Annotated in this window: 17 protein-coding genes; 8 read left to right on the top strand and 9 right to left on the bottom strand. The window is 59.1% G+C overall.

Annotated elements, in window-relative coordinates:
- The first annotated feature begins 79 nt into the window (after window positions 1-79).
- On the top strand, window positions 80-997 hold the full coding sequence (locus tag G486_RS0108580) for a glycosyltransferase (protein WP_027015175.1): 918 nt from the start codon (window positions 80-82) through the stop codon (window positions 995-997).
- Window positions 998-1,055: 58 nt separating this feature from the next.
- Here G486_RS0108580 and G486_RS0108575 read toward each other — a convergent pair whose 3' ends face one another.
- Window positions 1,056-2,168 (bottom strand): MraY family glycosyltransferase, encoded by a 1,113-nt coding sequence (locus G486_RS0108575; protein WP_027015174.1) that lies wholly within the window; start codon window positions 2,166-2,168, stop codon window positions 1,056-1,058.
- A 162-nt stretch (window positions 2,169-2,330) separates the two neighbouring features.
- Between G486_RS0108575 and argB the strand changes: the two genes are divergently transcribed.
- From argB to G486_RS21825, 6 genes are all read left to right on the top strand, one after another.
- Window positions 2,331-3,221 carry an acetylglutamate kinase gene (gene argB, locus G486_RS0108570; RefSeq protein ID WP_027015173.1) on the top strand — a complete coding sequence of 297 codons (891 nt, stop codon included), beginning with the start codon at window positions 2,331-2,333 and terminating at the stop codon, window positions 3,219-3,221.
- 97 nt (window positions 3,222-3,318) lie between these two features.
- Window positions 3,319-4,038, top strand: a complete 720-nt coding sequence (locus tag G486_RS0108565; protein WP_027015172.1) for a response regulator transcription factor — start codon at window positions 3,319-3,321, stop codon at window positions 4,036-4,038.
- A gap of 156 nt (window positions 4,039-4,194) precedes the next feature.
- A complete protein-coding gene (locus G486_RS0108560) occupies window positions 4,195-5,619 on the top strand; it encodes a sensor histidine kinase (protein WP_027015171.1) in 1,425 nt (474 codons plus the stop codon).
- A gap of 126 nt (window positions 5,620-5,745) precedes the next feature.
- Window positions 5,746-6,435, top strand: coding sequence for a nucleoid occlusion factor SlmA (slmA, locus tag G486_RS0108555; RefSeq protein WP_027015170.1), 690 nt, complete (start codon window positions 5,746-5,748; stop codon window positions 6,433-6,435).
- A 254-nt stretch (window positions 6,436-6,689) separates the two neighbouring features.
- Window positions 6,690-7,895: a tyrosine-type recombinase/integrase gene (locus tag G486_RS0108550; RefSeq protein ID WP_027015169.1), complete on the top strand. Its 1,206-nt coding sequence runs from the start codon at window positions 6,690-6,692 to the stop codon at window positions 7,893-7,895.
- The gene (locus G486_RS21825) at window positions 7,892-8,989 is read left to right on the top strand and encodes a PDDEXK nuclease domain-containing protein (RefSeq protein ID WP_051303311.1); all 1,098 of its coding nucleotides are present in this window, start codon (window positions 7,892-7,894) and stop codon (window positions 8,987-8,989) included. The genes G486_RS0108550 and G486_RS21825 overlap by 4 nt, the downstream gene beginning before the upstream one ends.
- On the opposite strand, the gene G486_RS23430 is transcribed toward G486_RS21825, so the two are convergent.
- From G486_RS23430 to G486_RS0108505, 8 genes are all read right to left on the bottom strand, one after another.
- Window positions 8,958-9,167, bottom strand: a complete 210-nt coding sequence (locus tag G486_RS23430; protein WP_084455131.1) for a KTSC domain-containing protein — start codon at window positions 9,165-9,167, stop codon at window positions 8,958-8,960. The genes G486_RS21825 and G486_RS23430 overlap by 32 nt on opposite strands.
- A 15-nt stretch (window positions 9,168-9,182) precedes the next feature.
- Window positions 9,183-11,084, bottom strand: coding sequence for an ATP-binding protein (locus G486_RS23425; RefSeq protein WP_211233767.1), 1,902 nt, complete (start codon window positions 11,082-11,084; stop codon window positions 9,183-9,185).
- Entirely contained in the window at window positions 11,059-12,405 is a 1,347-nt protein-coding gene (locus G486_RS0108530; protein ID WP_211233766.1) for an SIR2 family protein, read from the bottom strand. The genes G486_RS23425 and G486_RS0108530 overlap by 26 nt, the downstream gene beginning before the upstream one ends.
- The gene (locus G486_RS0108525; protein ID WP_027015166.1) at window positions 12,392-13,696 is read right to left on the bottom strand and encodes a DUF2130 domain-containing protein; all 1,305 of its coding nucleotides are present in this window, start codon (window positions 13,694-13,696) and stop codon (window positions 12,392-12,394) included. Before G486_RS0108525 ends, G486_RS0108530 begins: the two co-directional genes overlap by 14 nt.
- 86 nt (window positions 13,697-13,782) lie before the next feature.
- On the bottom strand, window positions 13,783-15,069 hold the full coding sequence (locus G486_RS0108520; protein ID WP_027015165.1) for a TIGR02679 family protein: 1,287 nt from the start codon (window positions 15,067-15,069) through the stop codon (window positions 13,783-13,785).
- Window positions 15,066-19,253, bottom strand: coding sequence for a TIGR02680 family protein (locus G486_RS0108515; protein WP_034386995.1), 4,188 nt, complete (start codon window positions 19,251-19,253; stop codon window positions 15,066-15,068). Before G486_RS0108515 ends, G486_RS0108520 begins: the two co-directional genes overlap by 4 nt.
- Window positions 19,250-20,530: a TIGR02678 family protein gene (locus G486_RS21820; protein ID WP_034386992.1), complete on the bottom strand. Its 1,281-nt coding sequence runs from the start codon at window positions 20,528-20,530 to the stop codon at window positions 19,250-19,252. The genes G486_RS0108515 and G486_RS21820 overlap by 4 nt, the downstream gene beginning before the upstream one ends.
- Window positions 20,527-22,059, bottom strand: a complete 1,533-nt coding sequence (locus tag G486_RS0108505; RefSeq protein ID WP_027015163.1) for a TIGR02677 family protein — start codon at window positions 22,057-22,059, stop codon at window positions 20,527-20,529. Before G486_RS0108505 ends, G486_RS21820 begins: the two co-directional genes overlap by 4 nt.
- A gap of 91 nt (window positions 22,060-22,150) precedes the next feature.
- On the opposite strand from G486_RS0108505, the gene G486_RS0108500 reads away from it, so the two are divergent.
- Window positions 22,151-22,687, top strand: a complete 537-nt coding sequence (locus G486_RS0108500) for a HEPN domain-containing protein (RefSeq protein WP_027015162.1) — start codon at window positions 22,151-22,153, stop codon at window positions 22,685-22,687.
- Window positions 22,688-23,069 lie beyond the last annotated feature (382 nt).

Genomic DNA, 23,069 nt, shown 5'->3' with positions numbered 1-23,069 from the left:
TTGTAATTATTGAATTTTCTTGTTTTTGATGAAGAGCTCTTATATATCGGGTAGTTTGAGAGTGCTTTGAGGAGTGTGAATGTCCAAGCCAAGACTTGCAGTTCTATTGGCTGCTTATAACGGTGAAAAATGGCTTGCTGAGCAAATGCAGAGCATTCTTTCCCAAAAAGAGGTAGAGGTTCGTGTTTTTGTCAATCTGGACAAATCAAATGATGCCTCCGAATCAATTATTGCTGAAATGGCCCAAAAAGATGAACGAATTTCTTTCTTGGGAAAAGGAGTTTTCGGATCGGCAGGGAAGAATTTTTACAGCCTGATCAAGAACGAAAAAATTCCCGGAGATTTTGATTATTACTGTCTTGCAGACCAGGATGATGTCTGGTTGCTTGACAAGCTGTCTCGTGCAGTCGAATGTCTGAGAGCAGGCCCTGCCAGTGGCTATTCATCGAATGTGACGGCCTTCTGGCCTTCGGGCAAGCGTCAGTTGATTGTGAAGTCACAAGCTCAAAGAAAGTGGGATTATCTTTTTGAGGCGGCAGGACCAGGTTGCACCTATGTGCTGGATGCAAGGCTGTATGGTGATTTGTCCGATTTCTTGCGGAGCTCGGAGATAGCGGTTGAGCGCTTTGAAGCCCATGACTGGCTGATCTATGCGTTTGCACGCTCCAGAGGCTATACGTGGATGATTGATCAGAGAGCCTCGATGCTCTACAGACAGCATGAGAAAAATCAAGTGGGTGCAAATAGCGGGCTCAAGGCGTATAGAAAGCGATTCCAGGCCGTGATGTCGGGCGAATGGTTTTCAAAGATTGAATGTCTCATCAATATTCTTGATCTGCATGGAAATCCACCCGCAAGAATGCTGCTGAAAAAAAAGCCATCGTCATATATGAAGATGGCTTTTTCCACAGGAGAGTTCAGACGAAAAAAAATAGAGCAGGCCTATCTTTTTGTTTTTTTGCTTGTTTATTCTTTGATATTTTCCTTGCGCAAATGACGGAAAATAATCTAGATGAGGGATGCTGAACCATCTGGATCATTGAAATTCTGTATTTTTATTTTTTAGGAATCCAGCGAAAAAACGCCAGCTTGCTATACATGAGAAGGTAGGCGCTGATGCTGACTATCAAAGACAGCAGTGTGAAAATTTTGCTGTCATAAAAAACAATGGCAGCGCTGCAGGGCAGCAGGGCATAAACCCATAGAAATGGAGAGGTCAGTCCATTTTGGGTTGTTTTGGATGAATTCGAGAATATCTTCTTGGCCCAGCGCTTGTTCGCCAGTGTATGCAGATGAACAGCATCGGGCTGAGTGGCAGGATATCCTTCGCGCAGGAATTTTCTTCTGAAGATGCTGAATGCCACTTCAATAATTGGATAGGAGCAGATCAGCAAGCTGCTCCAGGGAGATACGGCTGCATTTCTTTCAGGCAGAAGCACGGCGATCCAGGCCAGGGTGAAGCCGAGGAAATAAGCGCCACCATCGCCCAGAAATATTTTTCCTCGCGGCCAGTTGACCAGAAAGAAGCCCAGGACGGCGCCGGCAATGATAAGACTGGTAAAGGCCAGGGGAATATCTCCCACCTGGCGGGCGATGAGGCCGAAGGCGGTCAGCATGATGAGTGCCGTGCCTGCGGTCAGGCCATTAAAGCCATCGATGATGTTGATGGCATTTGCCACACCTCCCACGGCAAAGGCGGTGAAGAGGACCGAGATCAGGGTGAAGCTCAGCAGCCAGTCGATGCCGGGAATGTCCACATGGGTGAGTGAGGTGCCGGTAATGCCCCAGCCGAGCACGCCCGAAGCCATGGTGGCCAGCAGGCGTACCTTGACCGAGACCTTTTTGGTCACGTCTTCGAGCAGGCCAAAAATAAAGGCCGGGAGACCGGCCAGCAGGATGGCACTGAGAATGGCCCGTTTCTCGGCTGCGGCCTGGCCATGGCTGGAGGCTGCGTAGCCGGCGAGAACACCGACGGCAATCGCAATGCCCCCGATACGGGGTGTGGGCTTGGTGTGCATTTTCTGCACGCCGCTGGTCCAGTCCATGGAAAAGCTCCCATGCCAGGACTTGGTGAGTACGAGGGCAAAGCAGGTCAGCAGCGACGCAAGGGCGGCGACCAGGGCGTCGTATCTGAAAAGCTCGGAAATCAGAAAATTCAGCGTTGGCATTCGGTGTGGGTGGTGGTACGTGGTTACCGCGAGTGGATTTTGAAAGAGCCGGGCAATCGGCTTGGAGAATGCGTGAGGCCAAGAACCTGGCTTGGCAGTTGCGGCACAATGCGGTTCCCATGGTGCGCTAGGAATTGTCCCATGTGGCGCCCGTATGAACAAATGAACACTGCTCTGACGATTGCCCCTCGCGACAAGGCCGAGATCTTGGCCCAGGCCTTGCCCTATATCCGTAAGTTCCATGGCAAGACCATGGTCATCAAGTATGGCGGCAATGCCATGACCGATCCGGCCCTGCAGGCCGATTTTGCAGAGGATGTGGTGCTGCTCAAGCTTGTGGGCATGAACCCCGTGGTGGTGCACGGCGGCGGGCCGCAGATCGAGGCTGCACTCAAGCGTCTGGGCAAGGCGGGCGAGTTCATCCAGGGCATGCGCGTGACCGATGCCGAGACCATGGAGGTCGTCGAATGGGTGCTGGCCGGCGAGGTGCAGCAGGACATCGTGGGCCTGATTCACCAGGCGGGCGGCAAGGCCGTGGGCCTGACGGGGCGCGATGGCGGCCTGATCCGCGCGAAGAAGCTCAAGCTGCTGGACAACAAGGATCCGAGCATCGAATACGACGTGGGCCAGGTTGGGGATATTGTTTCTATTGATCCAAGTGTGGTGAGAGCTTTACAAGATGATGCGTTTATTCCCGTAGTCAGCCCGATTGGCTTTGGCGAAGAAAACGAAAGCTACAACATCAATGCCGATGTGGTGGCCAGCAAGCTGGCCACGGTGCTGCAGGCCGAGAAGCTGGTGCTGCTGACGAATACGCCGGGCGTGCTGGACAAGGCGGGCAAGCTGCTCACGGATCTGACGGCGCGTGAAATCGATGCGCTGTTTGCCGATGGCACGATCTCGGGCGGCATGCTGCCCAAGATCAGCGGTGCGCTGGATGCGGCCAAGGCGGGCGTGAATGCCGTGCACATCATCGACGGCCGCGTGCCGCATTCCATGCTGCTGGAGATCCTGAGCGATCAGGCCTACGGCACCATGATTCGCAGCCATTAAGATCATGGACTGGCGCGGCGCGAGGCTTTCAGGTCCGGGCTGAATCTGCCGCAAGCCGCCTTCGGGGCGGCTTTTGTTTTTTGACCTAGGTGAAGATATGCGACTGCTTCTGGTGGAAGACGATGTCATGGTGGCCAGCGGGATCAAGCTGGGCCTGTCGGACGCAGGCTATGCCGTGGACTGGGTGGGAAGTGCCGAGCGCGCCCTGGAGGTGCTGGCCGAGGAGTCCTTCGATCTGGCGGTGATCGACATCGGCCTGCCCGGCATGGACGGGCTGGAGCTCACGCGCCGCCTGCGCGGCAGCGACATGGAAAGCGCGGCCATGCCGGTGCTGATCCTGACGGCGCGCGATGCCTTGCAGGATCGGGTTCAGGGGCTGGATCTGGGCGCCGACGATTACATGGTCAAGCCCTTCGAACTGCCCGAGCTGCTGGCGCGGCTGCGCGCCCTGCTGCGTCGCTCCCAGGCCGCAACCTCGGCCGTGCTCAGCTTCGGCCCCATCGAGCTCGATACCGCAGGGCGCCGCGTGGGCGCGCGTCAGCCTGCGCACGATGGCGAGAGCGAAGGCCGGCTGCTGCCCATAGAGCTGGGTCCGCGCGAATGGACGGTGCTTGAATATCTGCTGATCCACGCGCCCAAACCCGCGAGCAAGGACAAGCTGCTGCAGGCTCTCACGGGCTGGGACAGGGAGATCACGCCGAATGCCGTGGAGGTCTATGTCTCGCGCCTGCGCGGCAAGCTCGAGCCCTATGGTGTGGCGCTGCGCTCGATTCGCGGATTCGGCTACCGGCTGGAGCTGGCTCCTGGTACGTCTTGAGTGTGTTGCGGTCTTCTATTTTGATAGCTGCTTGCGCTTACCAGATAAAGAATTCAGATTGAAAACGGCCTGAAATCCAATGTTGGAAGGCGGTAGCTGCTCCTTGTTTTTCCTGTTTCCCAGGAAAGCGATCCGGCTGACGAAAAAGGTACATTCATGACGGCCAATCTGCGCCTGCGTCTCCTGGTGTTGCTGATCGTGCCTTTGAGCCTGCTGGCCCTGATGGGCGGCTGGTTCGGTTACCGCTCGGCCGACGAGGCTTCGATACAGCACGACCAGCGCTTGCTGCGCGTGCTTCCGTCCCTGGCCGATTCCGTGCTCGCTCCCTCGATAGCCGAAGGCACGCCGCCGCTGGTGGCGCTCACGCCGAGCATGGAGGACTTTCTGCGCCAGCGCGGCGACGAGGCCGTCTATGCGGTTGCGGATCTGCAGGGGCATATCCAGGCCGGGGACAGCTGGATCAAGTTCGAGGTGCCCAGCACGCCGCTGGTGGAGTTCCACAGCCAGGAGCATGACGGCCTGACCTATCGCGTGGCCGTGCAGCGCGCCGAGACCTATGGCGCGGGCGAGATGGTGCTGGTGCTGGCCGACGGCAGCGATGTGCGCCAGCAATGGGTGCGGCAGCTGCTCACGCATGTGCTGCTGCCCAGCGTGCTGCTGATCGCCGGAGCGGGGATTGCGATTTACTGGTCGGTCAGCCGGGCCTTCCGGCCGCTGCTGACCCTGGCCCAGGCCGTGGAGCGCCGCTCCCCGCGCGACCTGAGCCCCATCGACGAGAAAAGATCGCCGGCCGAGGTCAGGCCGCTGGTGCGCTCGCTCAACCAGCTGTTCGCCATGGTCAATGCCCAGGCCGAGGGCCAGCGCCGCTTCGTGGCCGATGCAGCCCACCAGTTGCGCACGCCGCTGGCCGCGCTGCAGGCCCAGGTCGAGGCCTGGGCCTTGAGCGCGCGCTGCGCCAAGGGCCGCGCGGGGTTGGCCGAAGACCAGCCGTCCTTCATGCTCAGCGTGAGCCAGATCGAGCAATTGCGCGATGCCACGCGCCGTACCTCCCAACTGGCGCGCCAGCTGCTGGCCCTGTCGCGCGCCGATGTGCGCAATGTGCAGGCCCAGCCGCTGCAGCCACTGGATCTCAAGGAGCTGTGCGAAAGCATGCTGGAGTTGTTCTTCGATCAGGCCAGCCTCAAGGGCCTGGATTTCGGGCTGGAGGTGGCACCGGCGCGCATCTGGGGGCATAGCTGGTTGTTGCGTGAACTACTTTCCAACCTCGTGGAGAATGCGGTCAAATACACGCCGGCCGGCGGCAGTGTTACCTTGCGCTGCGGTCTGCGCGACGACCATGAATGGGCGTTTCTGGAGGTGGAGGACGACGGCCCCGGCGTGCCCGAAATGGAGCGCCAGCAGATCACCCAGCGTTTTTACCGGGCCCAGGGCGCGGCCGGCGAGGGCACGGGTCTGGGCCTGGCGATTGCCGAGGAGATTGCCTTGCTGCACAAGGGACGTCTGAGCTTTGCAGCCGGCGCTCACGAGCGCGGCCTGCTGGCGGCGCTGGAGCTGCCCTTGCAGCCTCCCGCGCCTGCGTGAGGCGCGTTGCATGTGCGGCCCATGGCTGGCTGCGTTCCAAGGCCTTGCATAGCCGCATGTGAACGGTTTTGTGTAGGCCAAGATCCAATGGCTGTGAGAGAATTGTTTGCAAATCGTAAGTTGCCTATGCCTGAGACCGAAGTTTTGTCACCATCTTCCGCCGCTGAGACCCAGACCGCAGCTGACGAGACCGTCAGCACGACACCCCCCGCCCGCAAACGTCCCAAGCCCGGCGAACGGCGCGAGCAAATCCTGCAGGCCCTGGCGGCCATGCTGGAAAAACCCGGGGCCGAACGCATCACCACGGCTGCACTGGCTGCCCACCTGGGCGTCAGCGAAGCTGCGCTCTACAGGCATTTCGCGAGCAAGGCCCAGATGTTCGAGGGCCTGATCGACTTCATCGAACAGTCGGTGTTCACGCTGGTGCAGCAGATCGTGGGCCGGGAGATCGCCGATCCCGAGGTCGAGTCCGGCGACGGCCGGCTCCAGGCCAGCCGCGTGATCGCCCTGGTGCTGCAGTTCGGCGAGCGCAATCCCGGCATGGTGCGCGTCATGGTGGGCGATGCCATCATCTTCGAGCACGAGCGCCTGCAGGCCCGCATGAACCAGTTCTTCGACCGCATCGAGTCCACGCTGCGCCAATGCCTGCGCCCGGCTGCCGGAGCCCTGGGCTCGGCCACACCCAGCGTCGAGGCCCAGGTGGCGGCCAACGTGCTCACGGCCTTTGCCCTGGGGCGTTTGCAGCGCTATGCGCGCTCGGGCTTCAAGCGCCAGCCCACCGAGCACCTGGACGCAAGCCTGGCGCTCATGATCTAGGCCCGTACCGCCTGTCCTCCCTGCAGAGCCCGCAGCTCTGCGCGCGAGCCGCCTGTGTCATGCAGGTGGCTTTTTTCATTTCACCATGATGCCAGCACCGAACTTCGCTGGACTACGCTGAAGCCCGATACAGAAGGTTTATCAATCACTTAGGCGAGTTCAACATATGCCGGTGCTTTCCGAAACTTGACCCGGCTTGCACCCGCATGGCTCCCATGTGGCCCCTGGAAACCGGGTCTTTCCAAGGAGTCATCATGGCAAAAATCAAGCTCACAAAGTCCGCAATCGATGCGGCACAACCTCAGGCCCTAGCCGTCGAACTTCGGGACACGCTGGTGCCCGGCTTCCTGTGCAAGGTTACTCCAGCCGGCCGCAAGGTGTTCATGCTCCAGTACCGCACAAACGCCAGCGAGCGCCGCAAGCCCGCCTTGGGCGTCTACGGGGAATTGACCGTCGAGCAGGCCCGCTCGCTAGCCCAGGAATGGCTGGCTGAAGTGCGCCGGGGAGGCGATCCTAGCGCGGCCAAGGCGGCAGCTCGCGCCGCTCCGACGGTCAAGGAACTGTGCGAGAAGTTCATGGAGGATCACTCCAAGCAGCGCAACAAGCCCAGCACCCAGCGCGGGTACCAGGCCGTCATCGACCGCTGCATCGTCCCGATGATGGGCCGCATGAAGGTCCAGGACGTGAAGCGGCCGGACGTGGCCACGGCAATGAAGAAGATGGCCCACAAGCCGGCCGAAGCGAACCGCGCTTTCAGTGTGATGCGAAAAATGTTCAACCTGGCAGAGGTCTGGGGCTACCGGTCCGACGGCACCAACCCGTGCCGCCACGTCCCGATGTACCCCAACGGCAAGGCCACTCACCTCATCAGCGATGACGAGATGGGCAAACTGTTCCGCTACCTCGACTTCCTAGAAACCGATGGCCTGGGTTTGGATCATGCGATCCTTCCTCTAGCCATTCGGCTGCAGTTCGAGTTCGCTGGTCGCCGCTCCGAGATCATCACGCTCCAGTGGGACTGGGTGGATCTGGAGAACCGGCGCGTAGTCTGGCCCGACAGCAAGACCGGTGGCATGTCCAAGCCTTTGAGCGAAGAGGCCCACCGGCTGCTGTCCACCGCGCCTCGCCAACACGGTTGCACGCATGTGCTCCCCTCGCCGAATCACCCGGGACAGCACATGACCACGGGCGAGTACTACAGCGGCTGGACCCGCATCCTCAAGCGTGCAGGTGTTAGCCATGTAGGTACGCATGGCATTCGCCACCGCTCGGCGACCGACATCGCCAACTCGGGCATCCCGGTCAAGGTCGGTATGGCGTTGACGGCACACAAGACCGTGGCGATGTTCATGCGCTATGTCCACACCGAGGACAAGCCGGTGCGGGAAGCAGCCGAGTTGGTGGCGAACCGGCGCAAGACCATCACCGGAGCAAGACAGGCCGAGGGAGTAGCGGCATGACCCCGCGCAAAACGCCAGGGGCACCGTCTGCAGCACCATCAGCGCTGCTGGGCGAAATTCGGGCACTGATCGAGGTGGCGCGAAAGCGCGCCGCCTCAACGGTGAACAGCGAGTTGACGATGCTCTATTGGCGCATCGGCCAGCGCATCCACACGCAAGTCTTGGACGGGCGCCGCGGCGCCTATGGCAAGGAAGTGTTGCCGACCCTGGCGGCGCAGTTGGTGCGGGAGTACGGCAGCAGTTTTGCCGAGCAGAACCTGCGCCGCATGGTGCAGTTCGCGGTCACCTTCCCCGACGAGCAGATTCTCGTATCATTGATACGAGAATTGAGTTGGACGCACTTCATCGCGCTGATGCCGCTGAAAGACCCGCTCCAGCGGGACTACTACGCGCAGATGGCGAGCGCCGAACGCTGGAGCGTGCGGACGCTGCGCGAGCGCATCGACTCGATGCTCTACGAACGCACGGCGCTGTCCAAGAAGCCGGGCGAGACGATCGCGCAGGAACTGGCGACGATGCGCGATGCGCAGCGCATGTCGCCTGCCTTGGTCATGCGCGACCCGTACATCCTCGATTTCCTCGGCCTGCGGGACACCTGGCAAGAAGGCGACTTGGAGGCGGCGATCATCCGCGAAATGGAATCCTTTCTGCTGGAGCTGGGCGGTGGCTTCAGTTTCGTGGCCCGGCAGAAGCGTATCCAGATCGACGGCGAGGATTTTCACCTCGACCTGCTGTTCTACAACCGCAAGCTGCGCCGACTGGTGGCGGTCGAATTGAAGGTCGGCGAGTTCAAGGCAGCCTACAAGGGGCAGATGGAGCTCTATTTGCGCTGGCTCGACAAATTCGAGCGGGAGCGAGAGGAAGCCGCGCCGTTGGGCATCATCCTCTGCACCGGCAAGAAGTCCGAACAGATCGAACTGCTGGAACTGGACAAATCGGGCATCCACGTTGCCGAGTACCTGACCACCTTGCCGCCGCGTGCGATGTTGGTGGAACGGCTACATCAGGCAACGCAGCGGGCCCGGTTGCAGATCGAGCAACGCGCCGCTGGCGAGGCGCAATCTACAGCTTCGAAAAGGAGTACCGATTCTTGACATTCGAATGCAAATACTTCCCTTTGGAGTCAGCATTCATGAGCCCGTCATACTCGTACTCGGGAACACCCGAGTATTGATACACGGCACCATTGTTGAATTCAACTTCGAGAGTCTGGCTATCCGCGTCGTAGCCAATTGAGCTGACATTGCTTGAACTAACAGGGGTGCGCTCCATGGAGAGTCTCCTAGGTTAAGTATTGCCGACGTTTGTTCCGGCCTGTGGATCTTGCTTACGCCAAGCCTCGACAAGGGGTTTGTAATCTTCACCGAGCACAGGCTCGGTCCAACCGCCTTGCCTGATGCGTTTACCATCCGAGCCCTTTGGCACTACAACTTCCGGGTCATCGCTCTCTGGCCGCTTACCCTCCGGCGGTCGATCAATAACCGCTCGGATTGGCATATTAACAGCCTCACCCACGATTAGCGCCTCTCCTGTGCGAAGAACTGGCAACATTGAGAATAACCCTTTCAAGTTGTCAGAAGCACAGGAAGTGACTTGGGAACGGTCTGAGTCGTTGGTCAAGCGCAACGCTACTACGGTTCCGCATTGCGAGAGTATCGTGGTATCGACTTCGGATGGTCGTTGGCTGACAAGCATTAAGCCAACGCCATATTTCCGACCTTCTTTCGCAATGCGCTTGGCTGCAATGGAAGCGCGGTTCTTCGACTGGGCTCCCAAATACACATGAGCCTCTTCGAGGACTGCCAGAAGGGGGCGCTTCCGACCTCCTTCCTGCTTCAATCGCCCCCAAAATAGAGAGTCGTAGAGAATCCGCAGAACGGCCCCAACCAAATCGTCGACTACCGCCGTTGGAATGCCAGACAAATCGAATACTGAAATAGGTGTATCCGCACCTATCCATGACTCTAGTAATGCATCGAGGTCAGCTGCAGTTACACCATCCTTGTCCGGCGCCCACTGACCTGGACGAAACAAGAATTGCATGCGTGGGTCCCGAAGTTTACTTTCGAGGCTATCAAGATGCGTACGAGGCAAGTCGCTGTAGAGCCCCGCGTAAACTTTATCCGCATCATTTTTTTCATCCTTGAGCGGCCTAAACTTCGGACGAACCAAAAGATCTGCATTGCCTATCTGTTTGACCGGTGGGGCACCATCCTCTTGATAGGTGCGCGTTGCTTCTGTTTGATTCTGATTCCTGCTAACAGAATGACTGGCGCAGTGGAGAGAATACAAATCATGCCAGAGCTGATAAACAGAAAATGGCAGTGGCGTATCGATCGTAACGTTTATTTCGGGTAACCCATGAGGGACGCCGCCAGTCTTTGATGCACGCTTGCTGGCTAGCAATTTCTCCTGTAGCAGGACTAACTGCGTCCCTGTTACAGCGCCCATTGAAATGGAAATAAATTCCTCTGCAGTAAGCGCCCAGAAGGGGATATGCAACTCCATTTCGCCTGCTGTTTGATCCGCACCTACTCTAAAAACGCGAGCTTGATCGCCAAACGCCTTTGCATACTCTCCGTGAAGATCAAATAACACTACGCGGGCTGCTTGGAAGCGTGATCGATCAGAGACTGCGCCTAAGATGTTGGCAACCGCGTTTGATTTACCCGACCCTGTACTACCAACGATAGCCGAGTGGCGAGTGACAAGACGATTCATGTCTAGGTATGCGCGAATCGACTCTGCACTTGCGACGCGCCCCACTGCCACATATCCATCATCATCACCAGGGGCGTATACGGTCTTTAAGTCAGATTCGGTGACAACGTGAACTGAATCACCAATAGACGGATATTGAGCAATACCTCGCTCGAACTTGGTTCCTCGCCGCCCTTGCCCAACAAGCTCCACTCTAAGCCATCGATTGCCAAACTGGGGCACAAGCTCGGCTGGACCAGGCGCAGCACCGGCACCGACCTGGGATATCACGCCATAAAGATCGACGTAGCCAGACGGGATTCTGACAAATCCGCCAACCTGGCCAACCCTATATGCCTCCCCATTAACGAATAGCAGGCCTCCTGGCGTATTCTCGGAAAGCTTCACGCTCACGCTGGAACCATTGACATCCTCGACGGTTCCAAGTCGAGAAGGGTCAGGGTTAATATGTGAGTTGTGCATCAGCATTTCCCCCGCCACACAACTGCTCTAGGAACAGTCCAAAATAGTGAAAGTCGCCAAGACGGCTTCTGGGCTGAAGTTCTTTGACTTCGCCGTCACCCACCTCTACTTCCGTCAACCAGGGCTGGTGTTCGCTCCCGCCTGTGGTTCCTGGGCGATATCGTCCAAGTCGGGTCCCAACCACAGCCCCATCCCAGGCGAGAACGGTCAGGTTGCTCTGTTTCCTCGCATATTCAACCACTCGTTTGTGTTGATCTATTCCTGAGTACATGAGCGCGAAACACTGAGCATTTCGATTGCCGCGCAAACCATCAAGGAGGACCTCGTTTAGGTGATCGTCGAGGAACGAGTATCCGCAAACCACAAGTCTCGGGGCATCCTTTCCATGGAAAAAGGCTCGCAAGCGATCCAGCATCGCAAGATACGGCATACGCCGGCTTTGATCATATTTCAGATGTGATGGATAAATCATCACCTTGCCATCCGCAGCCTCGCGTGTCACGCGAACAACACGGGAAATTTTCGAGCCGTTGACGGTTTCCTCGTTTTTTTCCCAATTGATGGAGCCATGAAGCTTCCATAGTCTTGTCCACCGGGGAGGAATAGCATCATGCTCAATAGAAGCCAGATCGAACCACGGCTTATGGGAGCCCACAAATCCGTCGAAGTGAGGGATTGGATGTTGCTCAAATGCTTGCTCGAACAGAACATCGTAATTTGGTGTGAATATCTCGACTGGAGAGCCTCTATTTACTCCCCCGATCCAGGATGCAAAACGATTGTATGCATTTCGGTATTCGGGAAGGGTCTTCCTCACTTCGCCCGCAATCAGCGTGCAGATCTTCTCATCCAAATTATTCAATTCCGTCTTCGTCATCCCCAAGACCGACGCATTCCCCCGTCGACTTGCTAAAGTGCGCAGCTCAGTCAAGATGTCCTCAACCGTTGGCTCTTTATTGCCGTCCTCCTTGCACTCGGCACACAAGGCATCCCAATGCTCTTTGTATTTTGATTTTGAACCAGCCTCTTGATCACTATTCGAAAGCCCCGCCGTGATTCGTGCTGTTAACTCAACTATGGCGGGGATGAGCGTGATGCTTTTCTCACCAGCAGCGTCATAGACTCCGAGCGGGCAGCCAGCGCCGACAAAACAGCCAATGCGCTGCTTGTCGTCTTGAAGCACTTGCCTAAGATTTCGCGCTTGCTGCGCCGCATCATGAATTACAGGCAGGTTCAACAGGGGCTGCGTTGACGTCACCACTGCTGCCACAGGGGCAGGAGCCTCCGGCGAAACTGAGGTGGTATTTGATTTTTCATTCACGCTCATCATCTCCTTGCTTTTCACTGTCTGGCCCTGGCAATGCCGCCAGACTCAATCCTTCAATTTCCTGCAACGATCTACCCGCAATGCCTTGCAGATCACCGTACATCCCTACCGTAGCTCCCATGACGCGCTCAATCTGCTCCTCACGCTTGGCCCACTGCTTCATGATGGCTTTTCGCTCTCTGTCGAGATCATCCCGCATTGACGAGAATGCTTCAACAATCGCTTCTACGCGGTGACGAAATCGTGGCCCCGTTAGATATTGGTAGACCATCTCCGTTTTCGTCTGCTGCCCCTCATTGGACTGCCTGACCAAACTCACTTGCAGCAACGTATGACGCAAAATGGTGGCGACAGGGATAACGGTACGCGGACTGGTGATCCAAACCCCATCAATGACGTCAAAGGTCTCTACGCCCTTGGGGAGTACCTGACTAACAAGCACAGAAATCTCCGCTTTCGCCACTCTCTGATCATCGCGCAGCTTGGAGAGCCAACCATCGCTCCAGTTCTTCGTGCGTTTTGATTCCCACAAAATTTCTCCGCTAGGCTGTCCTGCTTGGCTTACAACACGCTGAAGCACGTCGCCGCCGTATTCTCCTTTTGCGACGGGCTCAATAGAATCAAACGGAAACTTTGCGCGAAGAAGGTTTTCCAAGTCCATCTCTTGGACTTCTCCTTGCAATTGTTGAGAGCCTTGCTCTGCTTTCTGTTTCAACTCTTCAATTTTCTTCTGCATCGAGGCAATAGTCTGATCTTTCTCCGAAATTCTCAGCTTCAGACCATCTTCGGCATCGCGCCTCGCTGCGGCACGCACGTCGTCCAACCCGTCCTGAACACGCTTTTCGACGGTTAGCTCTAATTCTCGCTTGGCATCATCAAGTTCGCGCTGCTTCTTTATCAATTCGACTTGCGTCTTTTGCGCCTCTGCCAATTTTTCGTCGCGAATCTTTAGAACCTCTTGAAGCTCTATCAATTCCCGAGTTTTTGCATCAATCTCTGATGCGGCCGCAAGCTTCGCCTTCCTCGCTTCCTCTGAGACAACCCGTTCCCGTTCAGTTTTTAGTTGTACGGCTACTTGATCGGCGACTTGCTCGTCAAGGGATCGCTTGGCTTCTATCACCTGCCGTTCTCTTTCCCGAATGGCACTTTCGCGTTTGGCGACATCCTCATCTTTCTGCGCAATTCTCTGCTCATACTGCTTTCGCGTCGCATCTATTAAAGGCGCCGCAAGAGATTCTGTGAGGCGAATTTTAGTCTTACAGTTTGGGCAGGTTATGGTTGGCTCTGTCATTTTCCCCCTTCATCATTAGCGAATCAGGCGTATATCCCCGCGGCTAGCATTTACCGTCCTCGCTTATCGCATGGCTGTCCGGAAAATTACCTCCCCGAAGACCTAAGGTCGTCAATCAAAAGGGATACAACAGCTTCTTCTGGGATCGCCAGTCCGTGCAACTGCATGGTATCGCCCAGGCCTGCGTCCCAAGATGCCGTCACGGTGATGCCCAAGAGATCCCGATCCTTTTTTGGGCACAACCCGAAGGCTTGGCTGTAGTCGTTGGACTGAAACCGCCAAGGCGTAGCTGTACACAACCGCATGACGTTGTTGGCGATATGAATGCCTGCCCAGTCGAAGTCGCCGTGGTAGAGCAGCTTGGCACCAGCATCGGCGAGTTGCTTCAGCAATACCCGCTGGGCGGCCGCAGGCATGCCATCCGTGCAGACCAGCGGCGCGCAAGCGCTGCCCAAGCGGTCTGCCGCAATGGACACGATGTTGGGGTTCTCGCAGATGTAAACGATCTGGCCAGCAACCGACCAGGTGATTGGCGTTCGCAGCAAATGGCGCAACGACAGGTAGCCAGGCTCACCCAGTGCTGCAGGTGGAACGGACCCACGATCAACAGGTAGGTTAAGAAACAAGACAGGCCGGGCCAATTCATTGACCAGGATGCCTGCCTGCGCCCAGGTGTCCCGCATCCGCTCCGTAGGGCGGCTGATGTTCTCCGCATCCACAACGTCTTCCGGGAGTTCTTGCTCTTGCCCGGCATCCTTGGCGTCGTGCCTCAAGACCGCCAATACCAAGGTGGCCGTCGGCTGGCCACCATCGAGAGCATGCGCGTTGCCGAGTACGTCGGCTGCCAACTGAGCGCGTGTCAAACCCGCAGCCGGCAGACGCTGCAGAACCGCACCGACCTGCTTCAGCAGTTTGATGGCTGTGTCGGGATCTTGTCGGGCCAGGCGCTTGATCAGGTTGCGCGCGGAGGTTATCTGCAGCCAGGCGCTGAGTGCCGGAAGCAACGCGGAGGTTTCGAAGGTCGCAACCCAGCGCGCGCGCAATTCTTCTTTGACGGCGGTCTGATGGACTAGCGGTCCGTCGATGCGCTCCAGCGCCTCGCGCAGCGACCCTGAAATCTCCGCATTGCGCAAAGCGGCATCGAACTGAGCGATATCGATGCGAACTGATGAGGTGAAACGAGAGGGGAGACCGACGATCAACGCGAGGGCTTCATGCTCAGCGGGGCTGAGGCCCGTAAGCTGAAGTACCCTCTTTTCGGGATTGTCACCATGGCGCTCAAAGTGCCGTCTCAGGCGACGGCGCAAAGCACTGAGCTCGGAGCCACCTAGTCGGCGCTCCAACTTTGGATCGATGTCAGAGGTCATCGTCATGGCTGCAAGAGCGTGGGGAAGCGACGGTCCGGGTCTTCTTCGCGACGTTTCGCTCGGCCGTCCCAGAGCCAGCGTGACACGAACACCGCATCAATCCCTTCGCGTCGCTGCAGCTGACAGATGGAAACGCCGGGCAGCTCCGCATAGCATGCCCATTCGCGTTCGCTGGTGATGACGAAATCGAGATCGAACTCGTGGACCAGCCCCATGCAGTGGGCACGCGCTGTGTCATCGATGCCCGCGAAGGCTTCGTCGAGCAGCATCAAGCGGGGCGCATGCGGGCTACCCCCCCGTCCGTAGAAGCTGGAGATCGCCGCAAAAAGGGGGACCGTCAAGCCAAGTGCCCGCTCGCCACTAGAGGCGGGTCCGGAGAGTTTGCGCCACGGATCACCCTGTTGGTGTTGGCGCTCCACACGGAAGCGATGCCAACGGCGGTAGTCCAGCGCGCGGGCCAACTGGTCGATCAGGCTCCCGCCGGGGCCGGCAGTATCGGCATCCGACCGCGCGCGCTCCATGGCGATCTGTTCCTGAAGCATGACACCCACGACCCGCCGGTCTTCCGTTGACCACATATCGGAACTGCTGTTGAGCAAACGCTCGCGCGCGACGCTCAATCCAGCCGGCGCTCCTTCTTCTGCGGTCAGCGGTTGCCATTGCAGCCGGTAGCGCACGCCCGTGGAGGTAGGTCGCTTGTGCAGCTCTTCATTGATAGCGTTGACCTGCTTGTCTGCAGCGCGCATGAGGCGTTGGATTTCGGCTGCGATCTCGGCTTGCAGGTGATTCTCCAGAACCTCCCGCTCCTTGGCCGAAAGCAACTCGGTCCGCTGAGCGATGTCATCGGCCAGTCGGGCCGACAGCGTGTCGGGGCGCTCAGGCCGGTTCTGATACATGACGTGTACCGAGAAGCCCCAGTCGTTGGGCTCGGAGGTGGCCTGGTGGCCCAACGCGCTCAGCGCACGCTGCAGCTCGGTTAGGTCTTCAGCCACTTGACGCTGGATGCGTCCCCAGGCTGCGTCGTCGTCCGCCACCTGGGCCAGCGCCTGCTCTGCCCGTCTTGCCAGATTCAGTGCGGGGTCGATGGTCCAGGGGCCAGTTTGATCTGGGATCGGAAAATCCCGGAGCGCAGAGGCCAGCAGGCTGCTTTCGGCGAAGCGCTGGAGCCGCTGGATGGCTTGTGTGCGGGCGGTGGTGCGCTCTTCCAACAGCCGTTCCGCACCCTCCGCCTGAGTGCTGGCAATGGCGCGTGACTCGCCGGCCTTCGTACGCTTGGTCTGACCAAGGTCTGCAGCTCCTTCAGCGATTTTTACTTCACTCGCCGCTGCCGTGAGCTGCAGGCGAAGAGATTCGACTTTCGCGCCGACGGAACTTTGGAGGACCTCGTAACGAGTCTTGGCCTTCTCTGCCCGCTCATCTGCATTGGCCAGCTCTTCTTCCCGTTCCAGCACTGCACCGCGCGCCTCCTCCTCCCGCTCCTGCTGCTGGAGATGATCGGGTCCTGCGCTGCACCATTCACGCGCAGCCTGCGTCATGTGCTGATGGGCATCGGCGAACCGATCCAATGCATCCGACACAGGTGAGAGGTCATCAAGTGCGCTGGGCAAATGAAGGTCGGCGGCATCGCGCTCCACGGTGTCGCGTGCTGCCTGCAATTCTGACTCTGCGGTTCGGCATTGGCCATCGGCAGCATCAAGGCGCTTGCCGGCCTGCAGAACGTCGCGTGCGGCGCTGGCGGCTATCTGAATTGCCTTATGAAGTGGTCCATCCGATGGCGCTTCGCTCCATTCGTGTTCCGCGCCACGGCGGGCCGTTGCCAGGTCTTCGAGCTCTTGTGCAATCCGCGCATCTTCGTCGTCGATTGCCAGGAGCCGTGCGGCGATCTCTTCGAGGCGGCGCTGCCGCGCGCGCATCCGGGCGGTGTGGCCGATGTAGACGGCTTCAGACTTTTCCCACGCTCCAGCCAATACGCCGAGGCGGTAACGGCCGTCGGCCCCAATCCACGATTCGGCTTCGCCGGAATCATTCGAGCCGCATGCCACTGTCGCGAGAACTCCAGCCACAAATATCGATGAAACGGCGCTATCGTCGGGTACGACTGCCCGAAGCACGTCGGCCAAGCTGCCGTTTGGAACAGGAGGTCGTTGCGCCAAGGTGGTGTCCAGCAGTAGCGTGCCGTCGGCGTGCGTCAAGACTCCGTCGGGCGAGAGCCATGCATCGAGCAGGCCCGAGGCTTCGAGCGCCGCTTCCAGTCCAGCGCGTTCACCCGCTTCCACGTGGGGAAGAAAGTCAACCAGTTGCCAGAGCGGTGCGCCAGCCCGCTCTTCGCGAACACCGGGCATGCGCGTGGCCGGCATCGGTGGCGCCGCATCGTGGCCGGCAGCCAGCCGAGCTCTCTCGTCGATGAGTTCGGCGCGCTCCCGCTTCAGATCGACCCCTCGGTTGTCCAATGTGAGTTGTTGCCCCGCATGTCGCAGGGCGGCTTTCCGATAGGCTTCGGTCAGCACCGCATGGACCGGATTGGGGCCGTCGGGTCGGGCAACCCAGATGGCGAGTTGTTCGAGTGATTCCAGGGCATCGAAGCGCAGCTGTTGCAAACGAGCGCAATGGGCGGACCATGCATCTGCCAATTCGTTGCCTGCGGTCTCTGCTTCCTGATCGGCGATGGCACGAGATTCAGCCAATTCCTCCAGCTCCGCCTGCCGGTCGCGTTGCGTGGATTGTGCTGTCTGTAGCGCCGTTAGCTTGTTCGCTACGGCGACATGGCGCTGTTCGATGTGGCGGATGCTCCCGCGCCGTTTGCTCGCGGCGTCACGCAAGAGCGCTCCCGCAGCGGCGATTTGAGTAATCGGAATCTGTGCGAGATCTTCCAGCGCCAGCGCGGTGAGTGGGTTGTCCGCGAGCGCAGCGTCCGTGCCGGCCACTGCAGCTTCCGAAGCACACCGGGCGCGGGCGGCCAGCAGCTCGCTCTTGGCTGCTTCGAAGCGCTGGTTCGAGCGCCGGCTGCGTTCTTCTTCACGAATCAGCGCTTGTCGGGCGTTGTCGCGCAGCCGGCTGGCCGCATTCGCCTCCTCTTGCCGATCTTTTGAATCCTTCTCTGCCTGGCTCAAACGGTTGGCATCCTGATTGGCGGGATCGCTTTGAAGCGTTTCCAATCGCTCCCGGGCGGCAACCAGAAGCCGCTTCGCATGCTCGTGGTCGGCGATCGCTTGGGCCTCGTCGGCTTGAGCGGCTAACAGTGCCGCATTCGCCTTGTTTCGATCCTCGCTGGCGTTGTCGAATCCGGTTTGGGCTTGGCGCAGCTCCCTCGCCTGACGGCGCGTCAGCGTGCCCGCATACGTCCGGTAGCGCTGTTCGAAATGTTGAACGGCGCGTTCAAGTTGGCGTGTTTCGTCCAGTTGGATGCGATCTTCTTCCAACTGGTTGAGTGCTTCGGCGACATCGCCGAGCAGCTCCGTCGGCAGCGGTGGGAGTGCCTCGGTAAGCGCGTGGGATAGGCCCGCTTCGTCGGGTTTCTTCGACAATTGCGGCTGGCGCAACTGAATCAAGGTATCCATCAGCGCTTCGTAGCGCTTGGTACCCAATTGGAACAAGCGCTCGTCGACCGCTCGGCGATAGCTGTGGGCATTCTCAAAAATCTTGCCCTTGCCTTGTGCCTCAACGGCATCGCGCAGACGATCTCGGGTGAGAACCACGCGCTGTTCGCTGGTCAGCCAGAGGTCTTGTCCGATACGGGGGTCTTCGCCTGCAACCCCTTCCAGTATGAAGAACCAGCTCTCCACCTGCGTCTTGCCCGTGGCTGCGGACAGACCTGCTCCCAGCGTGAGGTAGCGGTGCGTGCCGTCCGCCATTCGGCGGCCGAATTCGATCCAGGTGTAGCCGATGCGGCGTTGATAGCCGCTCATCAGCAGGTTCCAAGCCATCTTCTTGCCGTTGTCTCCGTCGGGCTCGATCCGCGAAGGCCGAAGATTTGCATCGAAGAGAAACGGCAAGGTCAACGAAAGCACCTTGGACTTGCCGGTGCCGTTGTTGCCGCGCAGGAGCAAATGGCCGTCCCTGAACCAGAACTCTTCGCTGTCGTAGTGGAATAGCTCCACCAGACCTAGTCGAAGAGGTTGCCAGCGCTCGCGCTGCGGCTCTGGCAGCGCTGGACGCGACGATGAGGGCGAATCAAAGAGTGCGTCTTTCATGCGTCGAAGAGCGTATCTGCTGAGCCCTTGTGCATGGGCTGCGCGGCAGGTGGTTGGATCTGGGTTTCGCCGATGGCGAATCGCGCGATGGCCGCCAGTGGACGGACCTGACCATCCTGGTGCGTGATGAGTTGGAGCTTGTTCAGCCTGTCCAGCGCGATGCTGGCCAGTTCCTTTTCTGCGCCGGGCTCGCGCGCCGATTTGCGCCAGTAGCGACCATACTGGTCTACCGCGCCGCGCAAGAACGCTGCGATGGCATCGTCCGTAGTGACTGAAGAAGCTTGCGCGTCGCGCAACCGCTGCGCGAGGTGTTCCGCGACCAGCAAAGTGGCATGAGCCTCGGTACCTTCCGCAGGCATGGAGATGTCGGTCAACTGCCCGGATTCATCGGTCAGTGCCAACCCTTCGGCGCGTTGCTCGGCGACCAGGCCGGTGGCGTCGCAAAGCCGTCCCGCCATGGCACCACGCTGGTTGACGAAATAGGCTTGCGTGTCCGCGTCCAGTGAGGCCGTGTAGACCACAGCGTCATCCAGCAGTCGGCGTGCGAGGTGGTGGCGCAGTGCATCCCGGCGTCCTTGTTCGCCATCGACCGCATGCTCGGCCACCAATGATCGCAGCCTGTCTTCGAAATCGACCGGCATGTCTTCCAGCCGCCATGTGGATGGCCCACGCACGGCCGCGAGCATGCCGGCCAGCATGCGACGTTGTACGTCGTAGAGCGCGTCGTGCTGGGCCGCACGGTTGTCGTGAATGAAGCTTTCCTCGTCTCCCGCCACACGTTGCAGCACACCGTGTTCAAGCAGCGTCCGGCAGACGGCGACGAGATCCCGGCGGTCCGCGGAACTGCGTAAAGCGAACTCGAACCCGCGTGACGTCAACGTGGTCTCGGTTGCCCACTGCACCACGCGCTCCCCCAGCAACTGCAGCGTGATCTGCGGATCGGCCCGTTCGAGCACAGCGCAGGCCAGGCAGAGCAGGACATAACGTCGTTTGTCGTAGGCCGGCAGACCTCGCGTGTCGTCGCTCAGGTTCGCCGGTCGTTTGAACAAACGGGCACCTTCGCGCTCGACATGCAGGGGCCAGCCGGCTTCGCGTGCGAACCAGTCGCGCAGTCGTTCGGCTTGGCGCCTGACGGCCGGAAAATCCTCGTTGCCGGGCGCCATCAACGGGCGCATTAGAAGGGCGCGAACGCCACGGCTGAATTCGTCTTGCTGCTGTGCCTTCTGGAGTTCTCCCAGGCGCTGGCTGTCTTGGCGGGGCAGTGGACGTATACTCATATCGGCTCCTGGGTGAAGGCGATCGTGAGGAGGTGGTCCCTTCCTGAAAAGATGCCCGCCGGCGTGCGGATTTCGGCTTGGCTGTCGCCATCCAGCGGTTCCATGCGGATTTGCAGCAGTCCATCCCCGGTTTGACGCTCCACGGGTTGCTCCGGACTTGATTGTTCCGCCAAGGCTTCACCCAGTAGGCTCAAAAACAGACCGAAGGCGTGCGTGTCGAGATCGCCAATCTCCGAAAGTCGAGAGGGACGACCAGTGGCAAGCCGTCGACGCGCCGCATCGACCTGGCGTGACTCTTCGGTCAGTTGTTGCGCCATCTGCGCACGCTCGGCGCTACGATCCCGCACACGTGACAGCGCACCGCGCGGTGCGGCCTCTCCATATTCACGAAGCCGTGGGCTGATCTGCAGGGGTGGCGCGTCTGCCCAAGAGGTGCTGGGCGGCAGTTCCTCTTCGGCATGCGGATTGAGCGAGAAATGCCGTGCCGGCTGGAGTGCGAAGGCCGCACGTGCCAGACGGTGTGCCTGCCCCTCGGTGTCGCAGGCGGCAAACCATTGGGCCAATGTTCGGAAATCCGCCGAGCGATCGCTGCGGCCGCTGCGCCGCTCGTTCATGGCAGCGATCGCGCCCAGCAACTGCGGAATGGCTGCACGGGCCCGTGCGCGCAGCAGTTCGGCCTGGGGCGGTTCTGCGCCTGCCGCCAGGAACCAGCCTCGAAGTCCTTTCCACCGCTCTCGCCACGCGCGCCAGCGACGCATCTCTTCATCTGTCTGGTCTTGCGCATCGCCAGGCGCCGTATCGCGCGCCTCGCGCGCCGCGATTTGAAGAAAGACGGCGTCCATACGCGATGAAAGGTATTCAATGAGTTGGGCGATACCATCCGAGCGGCGCACCAGATCGCTCATGAATCGCTCCAGGTAGTCGATCAAGCGCCGCTTGTAGGCGATGACTGTGTTGGCTTCGGCCTGCTGAAGCTCCAGGCTGCGCGCTACGCCAGCCATGAACGCCTGGGCGTTCTCGGCCAAGTCCTCAAACACGCGAACCAGGTCTCGCAAGACCTCGTGCATTTTGGCGACGTCCGCACCGTCTGCTGAGGCCGATTCGTCGATGAGGTGCCGCAGCGACTGAAGACTGTTGGCGATATCCTCCAGTGCGACTGTTTGCAATTGGGCCCGCCGCCGCAGGGTCTGGAAAAAAACGGACAAGCCCGCTTCCGCGGCTTCACCACCATGGGACAGCCGATATAGAAAGCGTGCACGATAAAAATCGCTCAGCGACGATACGCGCGCGGTGTCGGGCTGCGATTCCAGATTTCCCCAGGCGGCCAATTGAGCCAAAGCACCGTTGACTTCCTCGATGCGTGGAGATGGTGAAGCCCAATCAGCCTCTGCCAATACCTCATCGGGACGCAATTGGAGCCGGTACTGCCGTTTGGCTGCGGCGAAGACGTCCATGATGCAACGGTAGAACGCGGCTTTCTCCACATTCAGGTGCTGGAAAAGCTCCGCTGCCGCAGTCGTCTTCTGCATCGATTTGCTCCTCCGTGTAAGTAGTGCGCCTTGGGACTGTTGTTATAAATAGTAACCGCGATTCTGAGCGGATCATCTGAGGGAGTTCAACATGCCAACAGCCAGAGAGACATTTGACAGTTCCATCAAGGATGCAGTGGAGTTGCTTGATCACTTCAACGCCCTCAACATTCTTCCGCCACCGCCGAATGCGGAGGTATTGAAACGAGCGGGGCTCATCATGGCTTGCACTGCATGGGAGACCTATGTGGAAGACCGTGTGCAGGAAGCTGTGCAGCAACGGCTGGGCGAAGGCAATGACAGCTTCCAGAATCGATTCGTGCTACGGCATCTTCAGATGACGCTCAAGCAGTTCAACAATCCCAACACCGAAAAGACTTACAAGCTGTTCTCCGACTTCCTGGGCGTCGATGTGACGGCGGGCTGGCAGTGGAACAACTACGACAGCGCCCGTGCTCGCCTGGAGCTCGACGCGTTGATCAAGAAGCGTGGCGAGGCGGTGCATCGCTCAAAAGCCCCGAGCGCCGGAGTGCCCGCGGCTCACCTCATCCGAAAGGACGAGTTGGAGAAGGCCATTAGATTTCTGAAAAGCCTGGTAGAGGCAACGGAGAAGGTAACGAAGCTGTGATTGCCTAGCCATGGTGGTATGTTCAATAGGCGGGCGTACTTTCAGACACGGAGCTCTTCAATTTCGTTAGCGACAGTTGTCACGTCCTCCACTGCCAAGTGGCTTTCGGCCACTCAGCGGTTCGACGGTCAATATATCTCTGCGCTTATGCTCCCTAAGATCCGGTCTCACCTCAACTCGGCGTCTTCGCCGCTAAGGCTCCAGGTTCGCCACCCATTGATACGGTCGAGCCATGCGTCCTGACAGATCGTTCTCACCATTTATCGCGTTCGGATGACATCTCTGGCCCGGCTGAACCGGGCCTGCGCGCTGCGCTTGCCGTGAACACAGGGTGCGTGGAGGTGTCGTGATGTGCTGGCTTGCTGGTTCCCTTCATCCTTGC

This window comes from Comamonas composti DSM 21721 (genome assembly GCF_000429845.1).
Lineage (GTDB): Bacteria > Pseudomonadota > Gammaproteobacteria > Burkholderiales > Burkholderiaceae_C > Comamonas > Comamonas composti.
The sequence above is the reverse complement of the archived record's forward strand: the minus strand, read 5'-3'. Positions and strand labels throughout refer to the sequence as shown.